Origin of the sequence: Lactobacillus melliventris (genome assembly GCF_013346935.1) — a bacterium.
GTDB lineage: Bacteria > Bacillota > Bacilli > Lactobacillales > Lactobacillaceae > Lactobacillus.
The window spans coordinates 245,694-269,781 of sequence record NZ_JAAEEB010000003.1; the positions used below are offsets into that span (position 1 = coordinate 245,694).

20 protein-coding genes, 1 pseudogene and 1 CRISPR repeat array are annotated in these 24,088 nt (G+C 35.4%); of the genes and pseudogenes, 18 read left to right on the forward strand and 3 right to left on the reverse strand.

Annotated elements, in window-relative coordinates; genetic code table 11:
* Positions 1-117 precede the first annotated feature (117 nt).
* Genes GYV61_RS04175 through rpoN form a run of 6 tightly spaced genes read left to right on the forward strand, consistent with a single transcriptional unit; the run spans position 118 to position 4,671 of the window.
* Positions 118-534: a PTS sugar transporter subunit IIA gene (locus GYV61_RS04175; protein ID WP_174794907.1), complete on the forward strand. Its 417-nt coding sequence runs from the start codon at positions 118-120 to the stop codon at positions 532-534.
* An 8-nt stretch (positions 535-542) separates the two neighbouring features.
* Positions 543-1,190, forward strand: coding sequence for an HAD-IA family hydrolase (locus GYV61_RS04180; protein WP_174794908.1), 648 nt, complete (start codon positions 543-545; stop codon positions 1,188-1,190).
* Positions 1,187-1,687: a PTS sugar transporter subunit IIB gene (locus GYV61_RS04185; protein ID WP_174794909.1), complete on the forward strand. Its 501-nt coding sequence runs from the start codon at positions 1,187-1,189 to the stop codon at positions 1,685-1,687. Before GYV61_RS04180 ends, GYV61_RS04185 begins: the two co-directional genes overlap by 4 nt.
* Positions 1,688-1,713: 26 nt before the next feature.
* On the forward strand, positions 1,714-2,532 hold the full coding sequence (locus GYV61_RS04190) for a PTS mannose/fructose/sorbose/N-acetylgalactosamine transporter subunit IIC (RefSeq protein ID WP_174794910.1): 819 nt from the start codon (positions 1,714-1,716) through the stop codon (positions 2,530-2,532).
* A complete protein-coding gene (locus GYV61_RS04195) occupies positions 2,529-3,356 on the forward strand; it encodes a PTS system mannose/fructose/sorbose family transporter subunit IID (RefSeq protein WP_174794911.1) in 828 nt (275 codons plus the stop codon). Before GYV61_RS04190 ends, GYV61_RS04195 begins: the two co-directional genes overlap by 4 nt.
* A 43-nt stretch (positions 3,357-3,399) precedes the next feature.
* Complete coding sequence (rpoN, locus tag GYV61_RS04200) at positions 3,400-4,671, forward strand: RNA polymerase factor sigma-54 (protein WP_110445599.1); 1,272 nt, start codon at positions 3,400-3,402, stop codon at positions 4,669-4,671.
* Positions 4,672-4,806: 135 nt separating this feature from the next.
* On the opposite strand, the gene GYV61_RS04205 is transcribed toward rpoN, so the two are convergent.
* Positions 4,807-5,748 (reverse strand): aldo/keto reductase, encoded by a 942-nt coding sequence (locus GYV61_RS04205; protein WP_110445600.1) that lies wholly within the window; start codon positions 5,746-5,748, stop codon positions 4,807-4,809.
* A 194-nt stretch (positions 5,749-5,942) separates the two neighbouring features.
* On the opposite strand from GYV61_RS04205, the gene GYV61_RS04210 reads away from it, so the two are divergent.
* The 6 genes and pseudogenes from GYV61_RS04210 to GYV61_RS04235 all read left to right on the forward strand — a co-directional run bounded on the left by GYV61_RS04210 (position 5,943) and on the right by GYV61_RS04235 (position 16,248).
* Positions 5,943-6,851, forward strand: a complete 909-nt coding sequence (locus GYV61_RS04210) for an L-lactate dehydrogenase (RefSeq protein ID WP_174794912.1) — start codon at positions 5,943-5,945, stop codon at positions 6,849-6,851.
* A gap of 166 nt (positions 6,852-7,017) precedes the next feature.
* Positions 7,018-11,211 carry a type II CRISPR RNA-guided endonuclease Cas9 gene (cas9, locus tag GYV61_RS04215; RefSeq protein ID WP_174794913.1) on the forward strand — a complete coding sequence of 1,398 codons (4,194 nt, stop codon included), beginning with the start codon at positions 7,018-7,020 and terminating at the stop codon, positions 11,209-11,211.
* Between the two features lie 223 nt (positions 11,212-11,434).
* A pseudogene (gene cas1, locus GYV61_RS04220) lies at positions 11,435-12,346 on the forward strand (type II CRISPR-associated endonuclease Cas1).
* Positions 12,324-12,629 (forward strand): CRISPR-associated endonuclease Cas2, encoded by a 306-nt coding sequence (gene cas2, locus GYV61_RS04225; protein WP_046324298.1) that lies wholly within the window; start codon positions 12,324-12,326, stop codon positions 12,627-12,629. The pseudogene cas1 and the gene cas2 overlap by 23 nt, the downstream one beginning before the upstream one ends.
* Positions 12,626-13,294 (forward strand): type II-A CRISPR-associated protein Csn2, encoded by a 669-nt coding sequence (gene csn2, locus GYV61_RS04230; protein ID WP_174794914.1) that lies wholly within the window; start codon positions 12,626-12,628, stop codon positions 13,292-13,294. The genes cas2 and csn2 overlap by 4 nt, the downstream gene beginning before the upstream one ends.
* A 21-nt stretch (positions 13,295-13,315) precedes the next feature.
* Positions 13,316-14,341: direct repeats of the CRISPR family, unit length 36 nt; unit sequence GTTTTAGATGATTGTTAGATCAATGATGATTAGAAC.
* A 671-nt stretch (positions 14,342-15,012) separates the two neighbouring features.
* A complete protein-coding gene (locus GYV61_RS04235) occupies positions 15,013-16,248 on the forward strand; it encodes an MFS transporter (RefSeq protein WP_046324300.1) in 1,236 nt (411 codons plus the stop codon).
* A 97-nt stretch (positions 16,249-16,345) separates the two neighbouring features.
* Here GYV61_RS04235 and GYV61_RS04240 read toward each other — a convergent pair whose 3' ends face one another.
* A complete protein-coding gene (locus tag GYV61_RS04240) occupies positions 16,346-17,593 on the reverse strand; it encodes a glycosyltransferase family 2 protein (RefSeq protein ID WP_174794915.1) in 1,248 nt (415 codons plus the stop codon).
* A 460-nt stretch (positions 17,594-18,053) separates the two neighbouring features.
* Positions 18,054-18,968, reverse strand: a complete 915-nt coding sequence (locus GYV61_RS04245; RefSeq protein ID WP_122025658.1) for a proline-specific peptidase family protein — start codon at positions 18,966-18,968, stop codon at positions 18,054-18,056.
* A gap of 164 nt (positions 18,969-19,132) precedes the next feature.
* Between GYV61_RS04245 and GYV61_RS04250 the strand changes: the two genes are divergently transcribed.
* The 6 genes from GYV61_RS04250 to GYV61_RS04275 all read left to right on the forward strand — a co-directional run bounded on the left by GYV61_RS04250 (position 19,133) and on the right by GYV61_RS04275 (position 23,986).
* The gene (locus GYV61_RS04250) at positions 19,133-19,885 is read left to right on the forward strand and encodes a PAS domain-containing protein (RefSeq protein ID WP_174794916.1); all 753 of its coding nucleotides are present in this window, start codon (positions 19,133-19,135) and stop codon (positions 19,883-19,885) included.
* 225 nt (positions 19,886-20,110) lie between these two features.
* Positions 20,111-20,560 carry a DUF3290 domain-containing protein gene (locus tag GYV61_RS04255; RefSeq protein WP_046324303.1) on the forward strand — a complete coding sequence of 150 codons (450 nt, stop codon included), beginning with the start codon at positions 20,111-20,113 and terminating at the stop codon, positions 20,558-20,560.
* Between the two features lie 13 nt (positions 20,561-20,573).
* Positions 20,574-21,209, forward strand: a complete 636-nt coding sequence (locus tag GYV61_RS04260; RefSeq protein ID WP_174794917.1) for a YetF domain-containing protein — start codon at positions 20,574-20,576, stop codon at positions 21,207-21,209.
* A gap of 13 nt (positions 21,210-21,222) precedes the next feature.
* On the forward strand, positions 21,223-22,044 hold the full coding sequence (locus GYV61_RS04265; RefSeq protein ID WP_174794918.1) for a Sir2 family NAD-dependent protein deacetylase: 822 nt from the start codon (positions 21,223-21,225) through the stop codon (positions 22,042-22,044).
* 10 nt (positions 22,045-22,054) lie between these two features.
* Positions 22,055-23,008 carry an exonuclease domain-containing protein gene (locus GYV61_RS04270; RefSeq protein WP_174794919.1) on the forward strand — a complete coding sequence of 318 codons (954 nt, stop codon included), beginning with the start codon at positions 22,055-22,057 and terminating at the stop codon, positions 23,006-23,008.
* A gap of 105 nt (positions 23,009-23,113) precedes the next feature.
* On the forward strand, positions 23,114-23,986 hold the full coding sequence (locus GYV61_RS04275; RefSeq protein ID WP_174794920.1) for a DNA/RNA non-specific endonuclease: 873 nt from the start codon (positions 23,114-23,116) through the stop codon (positions 23,984-23,986).
* Positions 23,987-24,088: the final 102 nt, after the last annotated feature.

Sequence of the window (24,088 nt, forward strand, 5' to 3'; positions counted from 1 at the left end):
GTTTAACGGGCTTTTATGTTTTAAACAGTTTTTAAACACTTGGAGGGCTATAAAGGCAGTAATTTAAAGGTTTGCTTGGCATGTTATTTGCTGATCATTAGATAGAGGAGGAATAAAATGAAAAGAATTTTATTAGCATCACACGGTAAATTAGCAAGTGGCATAAAAAGTTCTATCAAGATTCTAACTGGTAAGGAGGACCAAATTGAGACAATAGATGCATATTTAGATGACGCTGATTTTACAGTTGAGGTTGAAAAATTTTTAAAAGGTGTAAAAGAAAATCAACAATATTATATTTTTACGGATATCTATGGGGGAAGTGTTAATCAAAAAGTTGTTTCTAAAGTGGTAGAAAAGTCCTTTAAAAATGTTCAGATTATTACCGGAATGAATCTTCCTATTGTTTTGTCAGTCTTATTGGAGACAGAAAAAATCTCTAAAGAGCGCTTAAAAAAACTTATTACGGCAAGCCAAGTTAAGCTTGTTACTGTTATCCCAAATGATAATTCTGAAGAAAATTTCTTTGAGTAGCTAAAATCATGATTAATACAATTTTATTTGATTGGGACGGTACGTTACTTGACAGTAACGAATTGATTAATGAGTCAAACATTTATGCACTAAATAAATTTGGCAACCGGATTTTCACTGAAAATGATGTCAAACCTTTTAATGGACAGAATTTGCGAGATGTTTATCAAAAATTATACCCGGGATTAGAAGATAAAATACTAAAAGCTTATAACACATATAGTGATGAGCGTCATGATCAAAATGTACGTCTTTTTCCGGAAGTTAGGCAAGTTTTATTTAGTCTAAAACGGCAAGGTTGTCATTTAGGGGTAGTATCAATGAAAAGAAAATCTATGGTTAAACACGGTATTGAGTTATTTGATTTGGATTCTACGTTTGATGTCGTTATAGGTGGGGATGAATGTAAAAGAAAAAAGCCAGATGGAGAACCAATTTTGCTGGCAATGAAAAAGGTAAAAGCAAATTTTAAGTTGACTTTAATGGTCGGTGATAATTGGCAAGACATAGCTTCAGCAAATAATGCAAAAGTCAAAAGTGCCTTTGTAAATTGGTCACAAAAAAGTTATAAGCAAGTTCAACAGTATCACCCTACTTATTGTATTGATAAAATGACAGATTTGGTTGAGATAGTTACGGAGGAAAATAAAATATGATAGTACAAGTAAGAGTTGATGACCGCCTAATTCATGGTCAAGTAGCTTTGGTCTGGACTAAAGAATTAAATGCATCTGCAATTTTAGTGGCAAATGATGGCGCGGCAAAAAATGAAGTAGCACAAATGACAATGAAAATGGCTATTCCTAGTGGTAAAAAGCTATTGATTCGCAGTATCAAGGATTCAATTAATATTTTGACCGATCCTAGGGGCAAAAATATGAGAATATTTGTTATTACAAACTGTGTTAAAGATGCTTATGAAATTGCTAAAAATGTTTCCCAGGTTGAACAAGTTAATGTGGCAAATGCGGGTAGATTTGATCAAACTGATAAATCGAAGATTGTTCGGTTTAATTCTGCCATAGCATTGAATCCTGAAGAGATTACTAAATTAAAGGAATTAGATAAGTTGCCTGACGTCGACGTTTTTTCACAAGGATTACCTACCTCGGAAAAAGTTTCAATACCTCAATTAATTAAGGGTAAAGCATAAAATTTTTGTTGAAAGGGGAAAATAATATGAAAGTAGCATTAATTGCTATGCTGGTCATGTTTATTTGCTATGCAGGAAGTTATTTAACCGGCAATAGTTACATTGATAGACCAATTGTTATCGGTGCCGTCACTGGATTATTTTTAGGAGATCTAAAGGCGGGCTTAACAATCGGAGCTACACTCGAAGCAGTTTTTATGGGTGCACTAAATGTTGGTGGGGTAATCTCTTCAGAACCAGCAATTGCAACCGTCTTAGCCGTAACTTTTGCGGTATCAACTAATATTAGTCAAAAAGCAGCGGTGACTCTAACCATTCCAATAGGTGTATTGGCAGCCTTTGTTTTATTAGCATTAAAAAATGGTGTCATGATTGTCTTTGCACCTATTCTTGATAAGTTTGCAGCTAAAAATAATCAAAAAGGAATAATTACAATCCACTTTTTGTCTTGGTTTATCTATTATGGTATTTATGCAGTTATTGCCTTTTTAGGTGTAATAGCTGGGTCTTCTGCTATTAGTGCCCTAGTAAAGTTTATCCCACAAAATCTGATGGCTGGTCTTAATGCAGCAGGTGGTTTGCTGCCAGCTGTTGGGTTTGCAACTTTAATGAAAATCCTTTGGGATAGTAAGTTGGCAGTATTTTACTTATTGGGCTTTGTTTTAACTATTTATTTGAACTTACCAGCTGTTGCAATTGCTTGCATTGGTATTGCGATTGTAGTGGTAATGGCGTTTCGCGACAAGGATATCATGAACTTAAAAATGAGAAAGGGTACAACAGAAGCTAATGTAACTAGTAATTTGAGCAAAAAACAACAAGAAGAGGAGGACTTTTTCGCATGAAAATAACCAAAAACCTGTCTAAAGAAGAGAAAAGGATGTTAAATTCGATGACACTTCGTTCATTTGCGATGCACGCTGATCGTATGGGGCCATCAAAATTTCACGCTAGTGGTTTTACTTTTTGTATGATGCCTGCCATAAATCGCTTTTATCATAATGTTAAAGATAAAGAGGCAGCATTAACCAGACATGTTCAATGGTTTAATTGTACTCCACATGCTGAAAATTTGATTTTAGGAATAGTCGCATCAATGGAAAAGGAAAAGAGCAAACGTGGTGAAGATTTTGACGACCAATCAATTACGGCTGTCAAAACTTCTCTTATGGGCCCATTGTCTGGAATTGGTGACACATTCTTTCAGGGAATTCTGAGAGTTATTGCTGCTAGTATTGGCATTGGCTTATCAATGCAGGGATCAATTATGGGGCCGATTTTGTTCCTACTGATTTATAATATTCCAGCCGTTTTCTTATCCTTTTACTTTACATATGTAGGCTATAATTTAGGATCAACCTTTATTCAGCGTGTATATGAAAGCGGAGGAATGAGAATATTAACTAAGGCCGCTAGTACTTTAGGTTTATTAATGATGGGCTGTATGACAGCTATGAATGTCAAGTTTAAGACAACTTTGGCTTTAAGTATTGGTAAAGGAAAACCGATCTTGCTTCAAGGATATCTTGACCAGTTATTTAAAGGTCTAATACCTCTTTTAGTAACCGTAGGTTGTTTTTACCTTTTACGTAAGAGGGTAAACATTAATTGGGTTATGTTAGGAATATTTGTATTGTCGATTTTTTTAGGACTGATAGGTGTAGTATAATTAAATAGTAATTACTTCTTAATAAAAAGGGAGAGAAAAGCCGATGACACGATTGCAAAAAATGGTATTAAAGCCGAAAGAGCAGTTAGTAACACGGCTTTTCTTGTCGCCTAAATTAAAGCAAAATCTAACTGTCCTCTCATACAGTACCTATGACTTAATTAATGCCATGAAGGAGTTGAGCCTAAGCAACCCGTTTGTGTCTTTGCGTGAACCCAAAGGTGAAATGCAAAATTTGGAATGGTTGCGGGCGCCCGAAGGTGAGAATCTAATCGATCATTTATTAATGCAGGTTAATTTAAGCGGCTGGCACAATTGGGAAAAAAGTGCGGTTAAAGTTTTAATTTATCTGCTTGATAAAGATGGCTATTTAAGGGTAGACTTAGCTAAAATTGCCGAACAAACAGAGTTTTCACTGGAGAAGTTGACAAGGGCAAAGGATTTACTGCAAAGTCTTGATCCCTGTGGTATCGGTGCCGCGGATCTAACTGAATGCCTGTTGCAACAAGTAAAGCAAAAAGCAGATTTTAATCCTGTAGCTCTTGAAATTTTACTTGATAATCAGCTGGAAATGCTGGCTGATCCCAAACAATGGCCTAACTCTAAGTTTTCAATATCCGAATTAAATGATGCCCTTGCCAGCATCCAAACACTGGATCCTACTCCAGCTAGTGATTATGTTGTTGAAAATAATACACAGTATTTATTTCCGGATTTAATTTATCGGGTGACGGACGGACGCCTAACAGTTGAAAGTTATCAAACGCAAATACCAGAGATGGTTTTTGACGAAAAAGCTTATCATGAGTTAAAAGAGCAGTCAGATGAAAATAAATATTTTTCTGAGCAAAAGCAACACTATCTCGAACTGAAAAATGCGATTGCAGAACGGCAGAAAACCATCATGCGGCTGGGTAAGTACGTTGGTAAATTTCAACGTAACTTTTTAACCACAATGCAAAGACGTGAATTAAAGCCACTTGGTTTAAAAGAAACTGCTCAAGCTTTGGGTCTAGCACCAAGTACTATCAGCAGGGCGATTAAAGACAAATATATTCAGTGTCAGAACAAGATTTTTAGTTTGAAAATGCTTTTTCCACGGGAAGTGACGACCGATTTGTCTCAAGCGCGTATAGAATATGACCTGCAACAGATTATAAAAAAAGAAGATGCCCGTGCTCCTTTAAGTGATCAGCAACTGGTAGAAATATTTGCCAAACATGATGTGACTTTAAGTCGGCGCGTAATTGCCAAATATCGTAAAAAGCTCAATATACCGAATAGCTACAGCAGAAAAGCCAAGCCAACAGATTAAATTTTGCAAGCAATTTTAATTTTCAAAGCGGTCGAATATTTAGTGATGAAAAAGTGCTCCTAATAGCCAGATTAATGTCTAACTATTATGGAGCACTTTATTTACGTCAGGATTTTTAAAATTTATAAATTACTTTTACGGTAAATCATTCCCTGCAGCCAGGTAAATGTCATACCACTCTTGAGCAGTAAGGGAGATATCTGCTCCTTTAGCACTGTCAATAATATGGGCTGGCGTCATAGTCCCAATAATAACCTGTGTATTTGCCGGGTGTCTTAAAATCCAGGCAGCCGCAACTGCATTTTTAGAAACGCCTTTTTGGTCAGCTACTTTTTGTAAAGCCTTGTTGACTTCTGGAAACTTAGGATTGCCAATAAAGTTGCCCTCAATTTGACCATACTGGAAAGGTGACCATGCCTGAACAGTCATGTTGTGTAAACGTGAGTAGTCTAAAACGCCCCGGTCGTGGTCAATGCTACGTGCATCCGTCATGTTGGTGTGAATATTAAAATCAATTGGTCCTGTGTGCATCACACTTAATTGCAATTGATTAATCAACAATCTTTGACTGACTCCACTTTGCAGTAAGTCAACTTGCATCGGATTAAAGTTTGAAACTCCAAAATGGCGCACTTTGCCGTCTCTTTGTAATTCATCAAAGGCAGCGCCAACTTCAGCCGGATCCATTAAAGCATCTGGTCTGTGGAGTAGCAAGCTGTCTAAATAGTCAATTTTCATCCGGGAAAGAATACCATCTACGGCGTTAATCAAATACTTTTTAGAAAAATCATACCTGGTTGTCTTGTAGTCCAATTTAGGATTTTCATAAATACCCGTTTTAGATTGAATATAAAAATCATCTCGAGTTAACGCTGACTTTTGAAAAGCAGCTCCGAATACTTCTTCGGATTTACCATGACCGTAAATATCAGCTGAATCAATATAATTAATTTCTGCTTCGTGAGCAGTTTCCAACGTTTTAACAGCTTCATCAACGCTCAGTTTGTTCATGCGCATAATTCCCAGTGCAATGGCCGAACCGGTGAAATTAGTATTACCAATTTTAATTTGTCTCATAATGTACCTCCTTTCTTTAGTATACGCTTTCTTTACCTATAATTTTAAAAAAGTGTGGGTTTTAATTTACATTTAGCAATGATAACTAAAAACTAATATTTTTTTAAAAAATATTTTATTTTTATCATAATTTTGTATATAATAGATCTTACATAATTTTTTAATATTTTTAAAAACAATAGGAGGGAAAAATTATGAGTAATAAGATTGGAATTATCGGAGACGGTCACGTTGGCAGTACGGTAGCGCAACAGCTGATATTAACGGGATTGGTTGATGATCTTGTTATGATTGATGTTAATGAAGCAAAGGTTAGAGCAGATCAGCTTGATTTTCAAGATGCCATGGCAAATTTGAAGCACCACACTACTATTACTATCAATGATTATTCGGCCCTCAAAGATGCAGATATTGTAATTAGTGCTTTTGGAAATATTGAGTTGGAAGCAGGCGGTGAACGGTTTGCCGAATTGAACTATAACCGTGAGCGGATTGGAGCTATTGCGGAGGCAATTAAGAAGAGTGGCTTCAACGGTATTTTGCTTGCTATTACCAATCCAGTAGATGCAATTACTAATATGTATCAGGAATTAACTGGTTTACCGCGTAAACACGTCATTGGCACAGGTACTCTGTTAGACACAGCCCGCATGAAGCGTGCTGTTGGTGAGCGCATGAATGTCGATCCTCGTTCAGTGGAAGGCTTTAACTTGGGTGAACATGGTAATTCACAATTTACTGCTTGGTCTACAGTCAAGGTTTTGGAAAAACCAATTACTGAAGTAGCTAAAGCAAAGCACTTAAAGCTTGAAGACTTAAATGACGAGATTAAGTTTGGTGGTCAAACTGTATACAAGGGTAAGCAATATACTAACTATGGAATTTCAGCAGCTGTGACTCGTTTGGTAGAAACTATTCAAAGCGATGCTCATACTGAAATGCCAGTTTCAAATTATCAGGAAAAATATGGTACTTACTTATCTTATCCTGCAATTGTTGGTCGCGACGGTATTATTCAAACTGTTGAATTGACACTGACTGATGAAGAGGAAAAGAAATTACAGGCTTCTGCTGCAACAATTAAAGAAAAAGCCAATAAATAATGAAATAAGTCCCAGGAGTTATATATCTTCTGGGACTATTTTTGATTTATTTATTAAAAATTATGGTCAAAATAGTCAACATTTTTATATTATTTTAAAAATTGTAGTGAATTCTATGGTTATAAGGGGTATTCTTATAGTAATAAATGATGTAAGGAGAAAGAATATGAAGAAAAGAATAGATGACTATATTCTGGGTCTCGATATCGGGACCAATTCTTGCGGCTGGGCCGTGACTGATAAGAAAAATAATTTATTAAAGCTCAGAGGAAAAACAGCAATTGGCTCACATTTATTTGAAGAAGGACATTCTGCTGCTGATCGTCGCGGTTTTAGAACCACCAGAAGACGCCTTAAGCGCAGAAAGTGGCGCTTAAGACTTTTGGAAGAGATTTTTGCGGAGCCGATGGCTGAAGTGGATCCGGGATTTTTTGTGCGCCTGCATCAATCTTGGGTGTCACCACTAGATAAGAATAGGAAAAAATACCACGCTATTGTCTTTCCGACAGCTAAGGAAGATCATGAATTTTATCAAAAATATCCGACGATCTATCATTTGCGCGACGCACTAATGAGGGAAGATCGTCAATTTGATTTGCGTGAAATATTTTTAGCCATCCACCACATCGTTAAGTATCGCGGTAATTTTTTGCAAGACACTCCTGTTAAAGACTTTGAAGCTTCTAAAATTGAAGTAGGTCCTATTTTATCGAAAATCAACAATGCTTTTGCGGAAAAAATAGTTGAAGATCAAAGTCCTATTGAATTAAATGTGGCAAACTCTGCGGATATTGAAGCTGTTATTCGCGGCAAAGATAAAGACAAAACCGTTTATAAGATGGACAAGGTCAAAAAAATTGCCAAGTTATTAACAGATTCAACTGCTAGGGAAGAGAAAAATGTGGCCAAGCAGATTGCTAACGCCATCATGGGTTACAAAACTCAATTTGAAACTATCTTAGGCAAAGAAATCGATAAAAGCGACAAGGCGCAATGGGAATTTAAACTTTCGGATGCGGATGCCGATGATAAGCTGGATGCCTTACTGCCGGATCTTGATGAAAATGATCAGACTATTGTCGCTGAAATTCAAAAATTGTTTAGCGCGATTACATTAAGTACCATTGTTGATGAAAACAAGAGCTTATCACAATCTATGGTAGAAAAATATAATAAACATCATCAAGATTACAAATTGTTAAAAGCGTATATCGACACTTTGCAGGATCGCAGTATAGCTAAAAAGTTACTTTTAGCCTATGATCTATACGTTAATAATCGTCATGGTCATTTGTTGGAAGCTAAGACTGAATTTAAGCAGGATGGCACTTTAACCAAAGAAGATTTTTATAAAACTGTTAAAGATAACCTAGATGACTCAGAGCTAGCTCACAAGATTGCGCAAGAAATAGCTGCAGATAACTTCATGCCTAAACAGAGGACGAATAGTAATGGTGTAATTCCGTTTCAGCTGCATCAAATCGAACTGGACAAGATTATTGCTAATCAAAGTAAATATTATCCATTCTTAGCTGCAGAAAATCCAGTAGAAGATCACCGTAAACAAGCACCATACAAGTTAGATGAACTGGTTAGATTCAGAGTGCCTTATTATGTAGGCCCAATGATTACAGCAGATGAACAGGAAAAAACTTCCGGTAAGAGTTTTGCATGGATGGTCAGAAAAGAGCAAGGCCAGATCACACCCTGGAATTTTGAGCAAAAAGTGGACCGGCAAAAATCCGCCAACAGGTTTATTAAGCGCATGACAATTAAGGATACTTATCTTTTAGGTGAAGATGTTTTGCCTGCTAATAGTTTGCTTTATCAAAGGTACGAAGTATTAGATGAACTTAATAATATTAAAGTAAATAAAAGACACTTAGATCCAGAAATAAAAAAGGATATTTATAACAAACTATTTAAAACAAAAAAATCAGTTTCTAGAAGAGATTTAATTAACTATCTAAAGGAAGAGCAAAATATAGAACATGTTCTAATTGAGGGTTTGAAAGACAAGGAATTAAATACCAAATTTAATTCAAGTCTGTCAAGCTATTATTATCTAAAAAAACTACATGTGTTTGATAAAGAATTAGTAGACCCACAATATCAAAAAGATTTTGAAAAAATAATTGAATATTCGTCTATATTCGAAGACACGAAAATTTTTCAAGAAAAATTAAGGGACGAATTTAAGTGGCTAACCCCTAAGCAATTTAAAGCAATATCAACGTGGCGCTTGCAAGGCTGGGGCAGATTATCGCGTAAGTTGCTGGTGGAATTGCATGATACTAATGGCCAAAACATTATGGAGCAACTATGGGATAGCCAAAAGAACTTTATGCAAATTGTGACTGAGCCTGATTTTAAAGAAGCAATTGCTAAGGAAAACCAGGACGTTACACAGGAAAATGGTGTTGAAGCAATTTTGGCAGATGCCTATACTTCTCCTGCTAATAAAAAGGCGATTAGACAGGTAATTAAGGTTGTTGATGATATCGTTAAAGCTGCTGGTAAAGCTCCAGCGCAATTTGCAATTGAATTTACAAGAAAACCACAAAAAAAATCAGAGATACTACATATTCGCGGTACTAAGCTGCTTAAAACATATGAAGAAACTGCTAGTGAATTGGTAGACCAGAATCTAATTGATAGCTTAAAAGATGCGATGACTAGCCGTAAATTGCTAAAGGACAAATACTTTTTATATTTTATGCAGGCTGGAAGGGATGCTTATACAGGACAAAAAATTAATTTTGATGAAATTATAAAGGTTTATGATATTGATCATATTTTGCCAAGACCATTTATTAAGGACGATTCTTTTGATAATCGGGTTTTAACGGCTAAAGTTTTAAATGCGAAAAAAGCAGATGATGTGCCGTATAAGCGCTTTGCTAACAACTATGTTTCAGACTTGAAAATGACAGTTAGCGAAATGTGGAAGAAGTGGCAAAGAGTAGGTATTATAAGTAAATTCAAATTAAATAATTTATTGCTTAATCCGAATAAACTAGATAAATATCAGAAGTCAGGTTTTATTAATAGGCAGCTGGTAGAAACAAGTCAAATTATTAAGTTAGTATCAGTTATTTTACAAAATAAATATCCAGATGCAGAAATTATTACAGTTAAGGCTGGTGACAACTCTGCTTTGCGTCAGCGTTTAGATTTATATAAGAGTCGTGAAGTTAATGATTATCATCATGCTATTGATGCCTACTTAACTATAGTTTGTGGGAATTTTTTGTATCAGGTGTATCCTAAACTTCGGCCATATTTTGTATATGGTCAGTTTAAAAAATTTAGTCAAGACAAAAATTTGGAAAAAGATATTCTTAAAAATCTAAAGTTACAAAATTTCTTGTGGCCTTTACTGCAAAAAGATAATTCTAAGCGTAAAGCCCTAGAAGAAATTAGGGAAAATGTTAGCCATCGGATAGTCTTTTACAAGCATCCAGACATTTTTGACAAATTACGTAAAGCATATAATTATAAATACATGCTAGTCTCGAGAGAAACTACGACTGAAGATAGTAGTATGTTTAACATGACTGTTTATCCTCGCGGGGAGCGTGATCGTAAGAAAACTAGAAAGCTAATTCCTAAAGGTAATCGGCTCGATACCAAAATTTATGGTGGCTATAGCGGCAACACTGATGCATATATGGTAATTGTCAAGATTGAGAAAGCAAAAGAATCTATCTATAAGGTTATTGGGATTCCAATGCGCGCTCTTGCAGGTTTAAAACAGGCTAAAAAGCAAGGCAACTATAAGGAAGAACTCCACAAAGTGCTAGAACCCCAGATTATGTTTGATAAAAATGGTAAACCTAAGCGGGGAGTTAAAGGGTTCAGAATAGTAAAAGACCATGTTCACTTTAAGCAAGTCGTCTTGGACGGCGATAAAAAATTTATGTTGTACTCTGCGCGTTATTTTGCCAATGCTAAGCAATTAACACTTTCTCATAAAACTATGAAAGTAGTGACTGATAATCTAAAAAAAGAGGATTATAAAGATGAAAAACAACTTCTTATAAATGCTTATGATGAGATATTACAAAAAGTCGATCAATATTTGCCATTGTTTGATGCCAATAAGTTTAGAGCAAGCCTTCATAATGGTAGAACTAAATTTATTGATTTGACTGTTAAGGATAAAAAAATTGTTTTAAGTAAAGTATTAGATGGGTTACATGATAATATGGTTAATCCAGATTTGAAGAACTTGGGAATTAAAACTCCATTTGGTAAAATGCAATCGTCTTCTGGTATAACTTTGTCACCCAATGCAGTATTAATTTTCCAGTCGCCAACAGGACTTTTTGAAAAACGGGTTAGGATAGCCGATTTATAAACTAAAATAGGGAAGCGCAATAATCCGATTCCCTATTTTTGTGCATAAAAAAACCTCCGCTATAGAGCTGAGGCAGGACGGTAATAACCGCGTTGAAACTTAGTATCTTAAAGATACATTGTTTGATTTTAAATCTGGTTGTTAGATCAATAATGATTAGATCGTTGGTAGCTAACCAACAATTATAGTATAACATTTATTTATAAAAATACAAGGAGGAAATATGGGATGGAGATCAGTAATCATCACGCAGCATGCGAAATTAACGTATTCAATGCAAATGATGATTGTCCAAACTCGTGATGGCATTAACCAAATTCCAATTGAGGATATTAATCTGTTGCTTGTTTCAACTACACAGGCAGTGATTACCAGCGCACTCATTAGTAAATTGGCGCAAAATCAAACCAAAGTTATATTTGTTGATGAAAAGGACAATCCGGTAGTTGAAACGGCTGTTTATTATCCGGGAGCCAGAAATATGGCTAAGTTAAAAAAGCAGTTTAATTGGGATGAACATTTAAAAGAAGTGTTGTGGACAAAGATAGTCAGTTAAAAGATCAAAAATCAGATTGCAGTTTTAGCTAATTATCATTTGAATAAAGATGAAGTTCAAAGTGAACTGGACCAACTGGAAATTAATGATGAAAGCAATCGCGAAGCAATTGCGGCTCGTAAATATTTTATGCTTTTATTCGATAAAAACTTTGTTAGACGTGATACCAATGCCATTAATGCAACACTTGATTATGGTTATGCTATTTTGCTATCAAGCTTTAATAGAGAAATTGCACTGAATGGCTATTTGACTTATTTTGGTATTCATCACTGCTCACAAGAAAACCAATTTAATTTGGCTTCAGATTTAATGGAACCATTTCGACCGTTTGTTGACTATTGGGTTAAGGCTCATGAAAAAATTAAAGAGCTGACACCAGATATTAAGTATGGCTTAGTTGAACTTTTAAGCTTGGAAATAAAGTTTAACGGTAAAAAGACACTTTTAACCAATGCCATTACAGTCTATGTACGAGAATGTTTAAAGTTTCTTAGTGGTGAAAGTAAAAAATTACCAGAAATGGAGATGAGTTTGACAAATGAGGTACCGAATAATGCGCTTAATGATAATGTTTGATTTGCCGACGGAAACAGCCCAAGAACGAAAAGAATATCGCCAATTTCATAAAAAGTTGATTAATGAAGGCTTTTTAATGGTGCAATTTTCAGTATATGTGCGAGTCTGTGTTACAAGACAAACGGCTAAGTTTTTAGAAAATCGTATCAAAAAGTTCTTGCCTCGTGGAGGCCTAGTCCAGTCATTAATGGTTACGGAAAAGCAATATAATGACATGCATTTTTTACTTGGCAAACCAATTGACGATGTGCGTAATACTTCAGATAGGACGATTATCTTATGATTTTAACTTATGTAACTCACAAAAAATGGGTCTTCAAGGATCCAGGTATAAAAATCATTGGCTTACAGAGCCCAATTGCATACTGTGATATAATTCAAGGCTTCCAAGGAAAGAATAAAATGTTGCTTTGTTCAGAGGATGATTACAATCCTTTTGATATTGGTAAAACATTTGATTTCATTGACGATCCATTACTTGGTGGCGATATCACTAAAAAGTATATGCCTCATATTGTGAACAATTATCTGAAAGACTTAGATGAAGAAAATCGCAACAAAATGATTAAATCATTTTATAGTTTAGAGTCAATTTTACAGGATTCACTTTTACTTGAAGACTTACCTTTAGCAATTAATTTTGATGAAGATTTAAAAAAGCTACTTAAATTAACGGAGATACATTTGGATAAATCAATGTTGCTCAGTCCGTATGGTATAATAGAAACAGTTTTAAAAATTCACCAAACATGTGATTTAAAAACTATTCCTGTTGTTTGTAATGTAGCTCATTACTTGGAAAAACAGGAATGGCAAGAGTTAGCTAGTCTTGTCAAAGAAATGAATTTGATTTTGGTTGTAATTGAATTCACGACAAAAGAAAATTTAACAATACCTAAAGACGTACCTTTTTATTTTATTGATAAGGATCTAATCGATTGGTATTAACAACAATATTAAAATCAGATTGTTTTAGATGATTGTTAGATCAATGATGATTAGAACCCAAGTATCATTGGGTGCATGAATATTGGGGTTTTAGATGATTGTTAGATCAATGATGATTAGAACTATTAGGCTAAGAATACAGGTTCCAATCTTGTTTTAGATGATTGTTAGATCAATGATGATTAGAACTAAATTTATACAATTTTGGGAAAATTTTGCGTTTTAGATGATTGTTAGATCAATGATGATTAGAACCAAAACCTCCCACTAAGTAATAACAATAGTGTTTTAGATGATTGTTAGATCAATGATGATTAGAACAACTACGTAGGCAAGCTTGCCCAAAAGAATGTTTTAGATGATTGTTAGATCAATGATGATTAGAACCTGTTAGATCAGCTAAGAAGTAGAGCAGTGGTTTTAGATGATTGTTAGATCAATGATGATTAGAACTAATATTGATCTTTATTTTGCTTTCCCTCTGTTTTAGATGATTGTTAGATCAATGATGATTAGAACAAATTAGCTTGACACCTTACCCAGCATATAGTTTTAGATGATTGTTAGATCAATGATGATTAGAAAAGTAGAGCAGGCACACAGACTATCCACCTAGTTTTAGATGATTGTTAGATCAATGATGATTAGAACTGGCTACTACAGCAGGCTTTGCGATTGGTGGTTTTAGATGATTGTTAGATCAATGATGATTAGAACTGCCAGTGTGCCATATTTGGCTTCTATTTTGTTTTAGATGATTGTTAGATCAATGATGATTAGAACAGATGATAATGACCTTAAAGCAAACATGCTGTTTTAGATGATTGTTAGATCAATGATGATTAGAACGACTATCAGGAGTATCATAGATTTCAACTTGTTTTAGATGATTGTTAGATCAATTATGATTAGAACACACGAAGTTCAAACACTTTGAAGAGGTAAGTTTTAGATGATTGTTAGATCAATGATGATTAGAACGTGCCTTCTCAATGAAGGAAACGACGACGGGTTTTAGATGATTGTTAGATCAATGATGATTAGAACTAAGGTGTTTCTTAATCCAGGCAATAGCTTGTTTTAGATGATTGATAGATCAATGACAGCCCAAGTATTTACTACCACTATGAATGCAACTATATAAAAATGGATAAAGTAACAAGCATTTTCTCATAGACTATTTTATAAAGATGACAGAAACTTATTGTCAGTAAACCTAGTCTTTATTATTTGAACTAGAATGAAATTTATATATTTTTCTACTCTGTGTCAAATCAAGGCAAGATTAACAATCATCTAGTTGACTATTACTACAAATTAAAAGAGCCACCCTATTCCAAAAAGGATTTGGTAGCTCAAATAGCCTACGTTAACCATTTAAATCGTACAATCATGCATTTGGCTCACATAAATCAAATCTATGATTATCAACAAGCTGTACATTAATAAGGGTTATCTGTTAAACAAATATTTAACTTGTAAAAAGGCGCCTTTTTAAAGTATCTTTAGTATATCCATTTTTAAATCTTTTTGATACTTGAAATTCTATAAGAAATCATATTGATAATGCAAAGATAAATAGTAACAGATAATAAATCTGCTAATTAATCACACATGATAATAGCGACAAAATAGACAGGTATATTTTATTTCCTTATATGTGACTTCCACTATGCAGATATAAACTAAACTCCCATTAAAAAGGTAAGCTTATTCATATGAAAAACATACTAAAAAGTAGAAACAACAGACTATATCTTCTATCAGTAATTACTGATAACTTCGGCAGTGCGTTAATGGCCTTTGTGTTACCATTGATGGTACTTGATATCACTAAAAATGGAATTCATTTGTCAATAATTTCTATAATTCAAACACTGCCTTTTTTGGTTCTTGGTCTTCCTGCAGGCGCACTCACAGATAAATTCGATGTCAAAAAAATTCTAATTTTCAGTGATTTAATCCGACTTATCAGTTATCTAGTTTTTGCTACCGCGATTGCATTGCATTTAACAATAGATTGCACGATTTTTATTATCTATGCAGTTTCACTCGTTGTCAGCGTCACCAATACACTTAATACAGTGTCAGAAATTACCTTTGTTTCTTTTTTGGTTGAAAAGAAAGATTTCTCTGAACTAAACAGTCTGGTTTATGGCATACAATATGCAGCTAATTTCGCACTGCCTATCGTAGGCGGCGTCTTATATCAATTTGTTTCGCACAGTATTTTAATTCTTATTTGTGCCGTTTTCTATTTAATTAGTCTTTTACTGGAAAAAATGATAAATCTGCGCTCCCAGAACACTTCCTTTACTGGACTAGCAGACCTGAAGCCAGCACTTAAAACAGTAAAAATGGATATAAAAGAGGGCTTGAATTATACTCTTAGTCTTCACTCTGTTTTATATCCATTAATACTGGCCGCACTGGTTAATATTGCTTCAGCAAATTTTGATAACGATAGTCTCATAATATTACGCACGCAAATAGGCCTTTCCTCTGGAAATATCGGAATTGTTTCCGCAATTGCAGCTATTAGTGCCTTAATCGGTACTTTGATTGTTAATTGGTTAAATAAACGAGTTGGTTTTAATTTGTTGTTTACACTGTTAATTTTTACAGGCGCTCTTTTTCGTGCTGTTTTTGCCTTGTCTAAGAACGTATTGGTATTAGTTTTAGCTATTGCAGTTATTGCAATTATTGAATCCATCATCAATATTAGTATAATCACGAATAGGCAACAGCAAGTTGAGCAAAAATATCTTGGTCGAGTTACAAGTATCTATAAAACAGTATTAATCGGAGTAAATTCTTTAGGCTATCTTTTAGGAGGGCTTATTGCTAAGAAAATAGGCTCAAGATATGGCGTAGGGATTTCTGCAGTCGCACTCTTGACAGTCACAGCGCTTAGCGCTTATCTGCTTGCGCCTAAAAAGAAACGTAATGAGTAAAACTTAATAAGAAACTGTAAAGCAGTTCTTTTGAGCTAATCATATCCATAAAGAGAATTTAACCTTTCACAGTTGGTATAGGTCACTAGGATAAATATTAATCATGAGCAGTTTTTGACCATGATTCATCTCCAGACATAGCCCGTATTATAGCTTTATACGGTACTATTGCCAGAGACCATCTATAGACATCAAACATGATAATGATTCTGACCAAATAAGAGAATCTTAATGGGAAGTCAAGCCTGGCTTGTCGCCATTGTTTTATAATTAACAAAAAATTTGTCAAGACTTCAATGAAAAGCAAACCGCCAATAACTGCTAAACTAGCCCAGACGTTAGTTTTCATATAAATTAGTAATATTATTAGTGAAATTCCTGCGGCTGGCGTAACTAAAAGGGAAATTGCGGGAATAGTCAAAAACGCTATTACAAAGACTTTAAACATTGATGGAATGGCAGATGATTTAATTATCTGCTTGCCATATTTGTTCAAGCATTGAAATCCGCCCTGGCACCAACGTGTGCGCTGGCGAACTAACTTCTTATATCCAGTAACGCCTTCTTGTGCAATACTTACTTTATTTATAAAAGTACCACGATAGCCTTTAAATAGACCTTTTATTGAAAATTCGCAATCTTCGAGTAGTGATGATGACCAACCAACGTCATTAGTCATTTTTAAAGTCATAAATTGGCCATTACCTGAAGCTAAAGATGAGCCCCAGCTAGTTCTTGCCATTTGTAAAAGAGAATTATAAACAGTGAATTCAAAATTTTGCATCACCGCAATATTTTGTTGCAAATTGTAAATATTCACACGTGTTTGCACTAAATCATAGTGGGAATGATTAAAGGCATATACAACTTCCTTTAAGTACTTTTTTCCTGGAATACTGTCAGCATCGATAACACCAATAATTGTTTTGTCTTCGGGGTAGTTCATCTTAGCAATGCGCTTGACTGTATATTCTAGTGCTGGCCCCTTTCCTTGTTGCGCATTAGGTTTAGTGCGATGTACAACCATGACATCAGGATGGTAGGCATACTTTTGCAGTAGAGTAGTGGTCCCATCGCTTGAATCATCATCAATAAATACTAGCTTAAGTTTGATAAAATCGTCACATTGTTTTTGTACATCTAATAATTTTGGTATATTTTTGCTTAGAGTTTGAAATTCATTCATCGCAGGGATTAACAAAAACATAGTATCAAAATCGCGGCAGCGCTCGCCATACCTATCCTGTCGAACACGACTGCTAAATGTCAGACACAGCGTCCAGATTAAATCAAGAATGTATGAACAACCACCTATAATTAGTATGATGGCTATCAATAATTTCATTTTATTATCCTCCAGTTATTTTTTTGATACTATCAATAACTATAAGTTTATAATAACATGAATTGGTCTATACTTAAAATATTATTTTTATATGTTTGTTAAAAATAATATATTTATAAAGCAATACGTATACCTTTATTATAAAAGCCCATGGTTAAAGCTTTTAGCTTAATTAAAATAAAAATTTAGTTATTATTTTTTGGTCTAATTACTTTCCCTAATCCACTTATTAATAATAATATAATAAGTGGATTAGACAATGGTATTGTTATTTAAAAACATATTTTTTCTTTACATTGTTATTTTATTTTAATTATAAGCATAGTGAAATGAATCGCTAAAATTTTCAAAACATGATTTTTAAAAATTAATGTAATTTAAATCTTTATTGTTGCATGTAAAAAACAAGCAACCATTTGCTTGTTTTCTTTGCGTTGGTATTTGACTTGGGAAGATGTTGTTATTCTCCTTTAAAGGTGTTTTCCTCCACTTGACGAATAAAGTCAGCTAAATGTTTGTAATAAACAGCAGGATTATCAACCATGTGGTGGTGACCGCCATCAGGAGTTGTTACTAGGCGAGAATTAGGAATCTCTTTTTGCATAATTTTGGCGGTGGCAATCGGCATTGTTTCATTTTCACCAAAGGTTAGCAGTGTCGGCACCTTAATGTTTTTAAGTTGATCCCTAAAATGCCAGTCTTTTAGTTTTCCGGTAATTACAAATTCATTGTCACCTTGAAATGCCTGGTAAACGGCAGTACCGCCAATATCTTTTAGATGGTATAGCTTAGACGGTTGTTTACGATCAACGAAGTTAATGTTTAGAATATTAACGTCTTCTTGATAGCGTTCATTGTCGTAATCATTATTCTTTTCGCATTCATGCATAAAGTCAATTTCGGTTTGGGGCAAAACCTCTTGGCGCCGGCGATTAACGGCTTTAACGTAGTCATCAATATCATCAACCATTGAAGAAATAATTGCGCCTTTTAAATGTTGACCGTATTTGACGGCGTATTCTTGGACTAGAAGGCCACCCCAGCTTTGACCGATGAGGTAAAAATTGTCTAAACCTAGCTTTTGCCGTACCTCATCAACTTCATCTAGGAAATACTCATAGGTCAAATATTTTTTAGCAATAGCAGGGTCAGAATAATCAGGTTGATCAGAATAAAGGGAACCCAATTGATCATACATAGTTACTTGTACGTCCAACCCCTGTTTTTTCAGTTGTTCAGCAGTGTCCTCCCAGTATTCATGATTGCCTCCGGGGCCACCGTGTAAAGCCAATAAATGGATATTTCCGTGGCCTTGAGTGTTCGTCCACAAATGATATCCATTATCTAATGTAATAATCTTTGTCCCAGTTTGCATAATTCTCTCCTTTAAACTTTATCTATTACTATCTATTTTAGCTCATTATGATAGAAAGAAAAATAAATCTCAGATAAAGGATAATTTAAAAAGATACCTAAAAATAAGCGCTTCCGTGATACAATTGGTTTACTATTGTAAATAATGATAAAGGAGAATGAAAAATGGCTGAACCCAAATGGTTAAAAGATATGAACTCTGATGAATATTTGAAAGAAGACTTTGATGCTACAGGCAAAAGCCGTTATACAGTAGAGGGGCTTAAAAAAGAAGATCCAGATTGGCTTGATAAAGCAGCAGAAAAGACCCAAGCTGCCACAGGAGACGATTATGTTAAGCTTGACAGTGGATTATTAACAGTCAATCAAATTAACTGGATGTTGCGTAACACAATTGGCGAACTAACTTTTGTAGATGATAATAACCAATTCTTATGGTATAACCGTCCGGTTGATCCTAACGCCAAGATGAAGGCTAAGAGAGTTCCCGCACAAGTAGGAAATACCATGGGAGAAGTTCATCCTGATGTTCGCGATGTCATTCCCGAAGCTAAAAAAGTTGTTCATGCTTTGCGAACCAAAGAAGGCGGACACGACGCTGTTTATATGCCTGTACCAACGGGAAACCTTAAGCAACTTGTTTTACATTATTACAAGCGTGTTGAAGATGATGAAGGTAACTATGCCGGTATTTATGAATGGGTACAGGACCTATATCCACTAGTAAAATATTTCTGTGAAACAACCGGACAAAAGTTGGTGGTCGATCCGGATGCTACGACTGGAGCTACGTACAGGCGTAATTCTGATCCTGATGCTCAAACTGGAGCTTCAACTAAAGCCGAAGCGGCCGCTGCAGAAGAAGAGGTCAAGAAGGAAATTGAGCCGGACACGGCCACAGGTGCATCCCAAAACTAAGTTTAAATTAAATATTTATAAGTAGTAGTTAGACAGGTTCTAACTACTTTTTTGTTATACTAATAATATGTAGGCTTATAAACACAGTTAAGGTAAGCTGGTAGGGAGGAAGCGAACAATTTTAGCTATATTTGATAATATTTAATTTAGTTAATATGTGATTTTGCTATTGCTATTAACTTATGAAAACTAGAATAAATTATTTTTGATAGAGGTAATTATGTTATGACTTTTTACACACTTAAATATATTGAGCAAAATCAAAATACTAGTAAAACCATTCTCTACATCCTGATTGCAGTTGCGGCTTTAACAATGATCGCGTTCACAGTTTTGTATCTCAGGCACAGATTCGATACCCGCTACCGTGATTTGGGGATCATTGCACTCTTATTTTTACTTTTATTTATGGGCACACAATACGAAAAATACGTGCAAACGAACGTAGTAAAATCTCAGTCTGAGCAAATTGCACCATTTATAAAATCAGTTGCTAAAGATCACAATGTACCGGTTTCAGATGTGATGGTCAGTTCTACTACATTGCAAAACGGTTTAATCGTCAGAGTTGACTCAAAAGATATTGACTATCAGCTGGAATTAAATGATGACAACAATTCATATTCTTTAAAGCAGGCTCATGTGATTAACCACACGGTCGACATAAAGAATTAGGAGGGAAATAATAATGAATTATACGCAGCTTTTTATTAAATTCGTTTTAGGTGTGTTAACTTTAATTTTTCAAATAAATGTGTTTGGCAAAAGCAACATCGCTCCCACGACCGCTTTGGATCAACTGCAAAACTATGTTTTAGGTGGTATTATCGGTGGCGTTATTTACAATGCCAACATTTCCGTCTTGCAATTTCTGCTCGTTTTGATCGTTTGGACTCTGGTGGTCTTTATCTTGAAATTTGCGCGGGAGCACAGCAACTTTATTCGCGGCCTGATTGATGGCAAACCAATTCAAATAGTTAAAAACGGTCAGGTTTTACCACGTAATTGCTTGTCTGCTGGGCTGTCAGCTAATGAATTAATGTTCAAATTACGCAGTCAGGGTATTTATTCTGTTGATCAGGTGAAAAACTGCATCTTTGAAAAGAACGGTCAACTAACGGTTATTAAAAAAGATGAGAAAAATGTCCGTTTTCCTTTAATTAATGATGGTCAAATCAACCAAGATGTGCTTGAATCTATTAATAAGGATGAAAATTGGTTAAAAGAGCAGCTCAAACAAGCCGGCTATAATGACCCTAGTGATGTTTTCTTAGGAGAATTTGAGAATGGCCAGGTTTCGTTTACTGGCTACAATCAAAAATAGGAAAGAGAATTAAATGGAAAATTTGAATAAGGCAAAGCAGTTAGTCCAAGAGGCGGAGGCTGTGGTTGTAGTTGCTGGTAATGGTTTGGCAAAAGTTGAGGGACTTGATCTTTTAGGTCAAGCAGATTTTGAACGTGATTTTCCCAGCATTGTCCAAAAATATGATGTTCATTCAGTCGGATATGCACTGGATCAACATATTCCTTCATGGTCTGAAAAATGGCAACTGTGGTCAAGCCTTATTCAAAAATACTCCTTTGATTACCGCCCAAGTAGTACATTAAAAAATTTGTTACGACTAATTAGTCATAGACAGTATTTTGTTGCTACCTCAGCATTTGGCCACTTTTTCGAAACTGCCGGTTTTAACGAAAACCGCATTTTTAACGCATTTGGCGATTGGACTAAAGCACAATGTGCGAGTGGGATTAATCATGGTCTTGCAAACATTCAGACTGCCGCTGAAAAAATTATTGCGGCCAAGCCAGGTACTGATTTAGCAAAATTAGTACCAAAATGTGAGGTATGTGGTCAGCCATTGGAAATTCATCTGCCGCTTAATGACCATTTTTATCCCGACACTGTTGCCAATTCCCGTTTTCGCTGGTTTTTAACAAGTAATGAAGAGAAAAAGACTGTCTTTTTGGAATTGGGAGTTGATGAAACCAGTCCGCAACTGCGCGAACCAATTGAACATTTGGTTGCAGAATACCCGCAATGGTCTTATGTCGCTGCAGATTATCCGCAGGAGACGTTGTTACCGGAAATTCAGGAGCGCAGTGCCGGTACAAATGCAGATACAGTTAGTTTAATTAATAATCTTGTAACGGAGTAACTGATTCTCAATGAGTATTTATGTAAAAAATGGCGTGCTCCATGTTTCTGGCGTTCAGAATAAAATCCGGGGCAAAGGGCAGGAATGGCCCGACTTTATTTCCGACTATACTATGCTGGATATCGAAACCACAGGTTTAAATCCCTACCGTGATCATGTAACCGAAATGGGTGCAGTTAAAGTCCGCAATAACAAAGTAGTGGCTGAGTTTAGCCAATTGGTTGTTTATCCGCGATCGAACCGGGTACCCAGTTTTATTACCAAGCTAAATGGCATTACTGAAGAGCTGCTTCTTAAAGAGGGAATACCGGTAAAAGAGGCAATGACAGCTTTTCGCTCATTTATTGGCGCGGATATTATCATTGGCTATAACGTCAATTTTGACTTAAATTTCTTGTATGATTTGGCCAAAAAGTTTCATTTACCAGAATTAAATAACGACTATGTCGATGTGTTGCGTTTGGCTCGTGTTTACTATCCCATGCAACATAATCGCTTGCTTGACTGCATTCAGCGCGCTGGTATTGCCCAAGTTGAGCAGCACCACGGCTTAGCTGACTCCCTTGATACTAAAAAAGTTTATGATGATTTTCGCCAGCATTTTACACCTGAACTTTTGCAAGAAGCACAAGGCAAGCTCAAAAATATGGATTTACTGCATGCGGAACTGGAAGCCTGGGAATTGGGCTTTCGCAATCCGGTTAATAATAAAAAGATTGCCTTTGCTCCTGAAGTAGAAATGGATAGGGCGCAAGCAGCTCAAATGGTAAATAATATGAACGGTCTAGCCCAGACTGGTGTTAAGCCAGATACAGACTATTTAATTATGAGTGATGACGGCTTTTTTAGTAAAACTAATCCGGAAACTCTCAAGGCCAAGGAATATAACCGTGCTGGCAGCAAGATTAAGCGGCTGTCTGAAAGTTATTTTTTAAATATGCTTGATGAATGGGCCAGAAGTTAGAATTTAAGCAAGGAAATTGTTCAGCCTTGCTTTTTTATTATTTCCTGTTGCAAACAACAGTTCGATTAGCTATACTTAATTATTATTAACTAAGGAGCAATGTGAATGGCACGCAGGAGGAGCAGACGAAATACTAAGACAACTAACGCGGATTTTTGGGCAATTGTCATTATTATCTTGTTTTTATTCTGGTTTGTTGCAACTAAAGGTGGGTCAGACCCCAGTGGCCAACAAACGAGGAATAGAATAACTCGCAATGACCAGCAAAAGGATAATAAAATAGAAAAAGCTAAACCCGCTGCAAAAGTTTATGGTGGCTTATCCAGCCAGGACTATCAAAAATTGGCTGATTTAGATTTTAAAAGCGGCAGTTCTTCTTATATTACAGTTAATAATGACCATTCAACTTTAATTAAAAATGCCTGGCGCGTTAACCGGGTAATATATTCTGACTTGGACAGCTTAAACCGAACTTCCCATTCCAATACGGCTTTTTTGCAAAAACGTAATGTGGCTAATGATAGCTTAAGAGAGCGGCAGTTTATCGAACCAACGGGTTGGCATTATAACCGGCGCAATGGTACTCAAATTTATAATCGCGGCCACCTCATAGCTTATTCTGTTTCGGCAGGTATTGATCTTGACGGCAATTTTAATCCGCGTAATCTTTCTGGTGACCAAAATAATCCGAAAAATTTGTTCACCCAGTCTGCTTTTTCAAATCAGAGGATTCAGACAATGTTTGAAAGCCGTATTCGTGTGGCGCTCAGGCAGAATAAAAAAGTAATTTACCAGGCCACACCCATCTTTCGCGGCAATGAATTAATGGCGCGGGGGATTAATTTACAGGCTGTGTCAACTGATGGCACACTGGATTTTAACGTTTATTTATTTAACGTCCAGCCAGGCTATTCTTTTAACTATAATAATGGTCGGGCTAAAGTCAATCATGAAATTTATGTGAAAGAAAACTATTAATTTAGCTTTCAAGGCAAAATTTCCCCACTAAAAATAACCAAATGTTCGGATAAATTAATAATTAATATATAAAGAGATTAACTAAAGCGGCAGCAAGTTTTA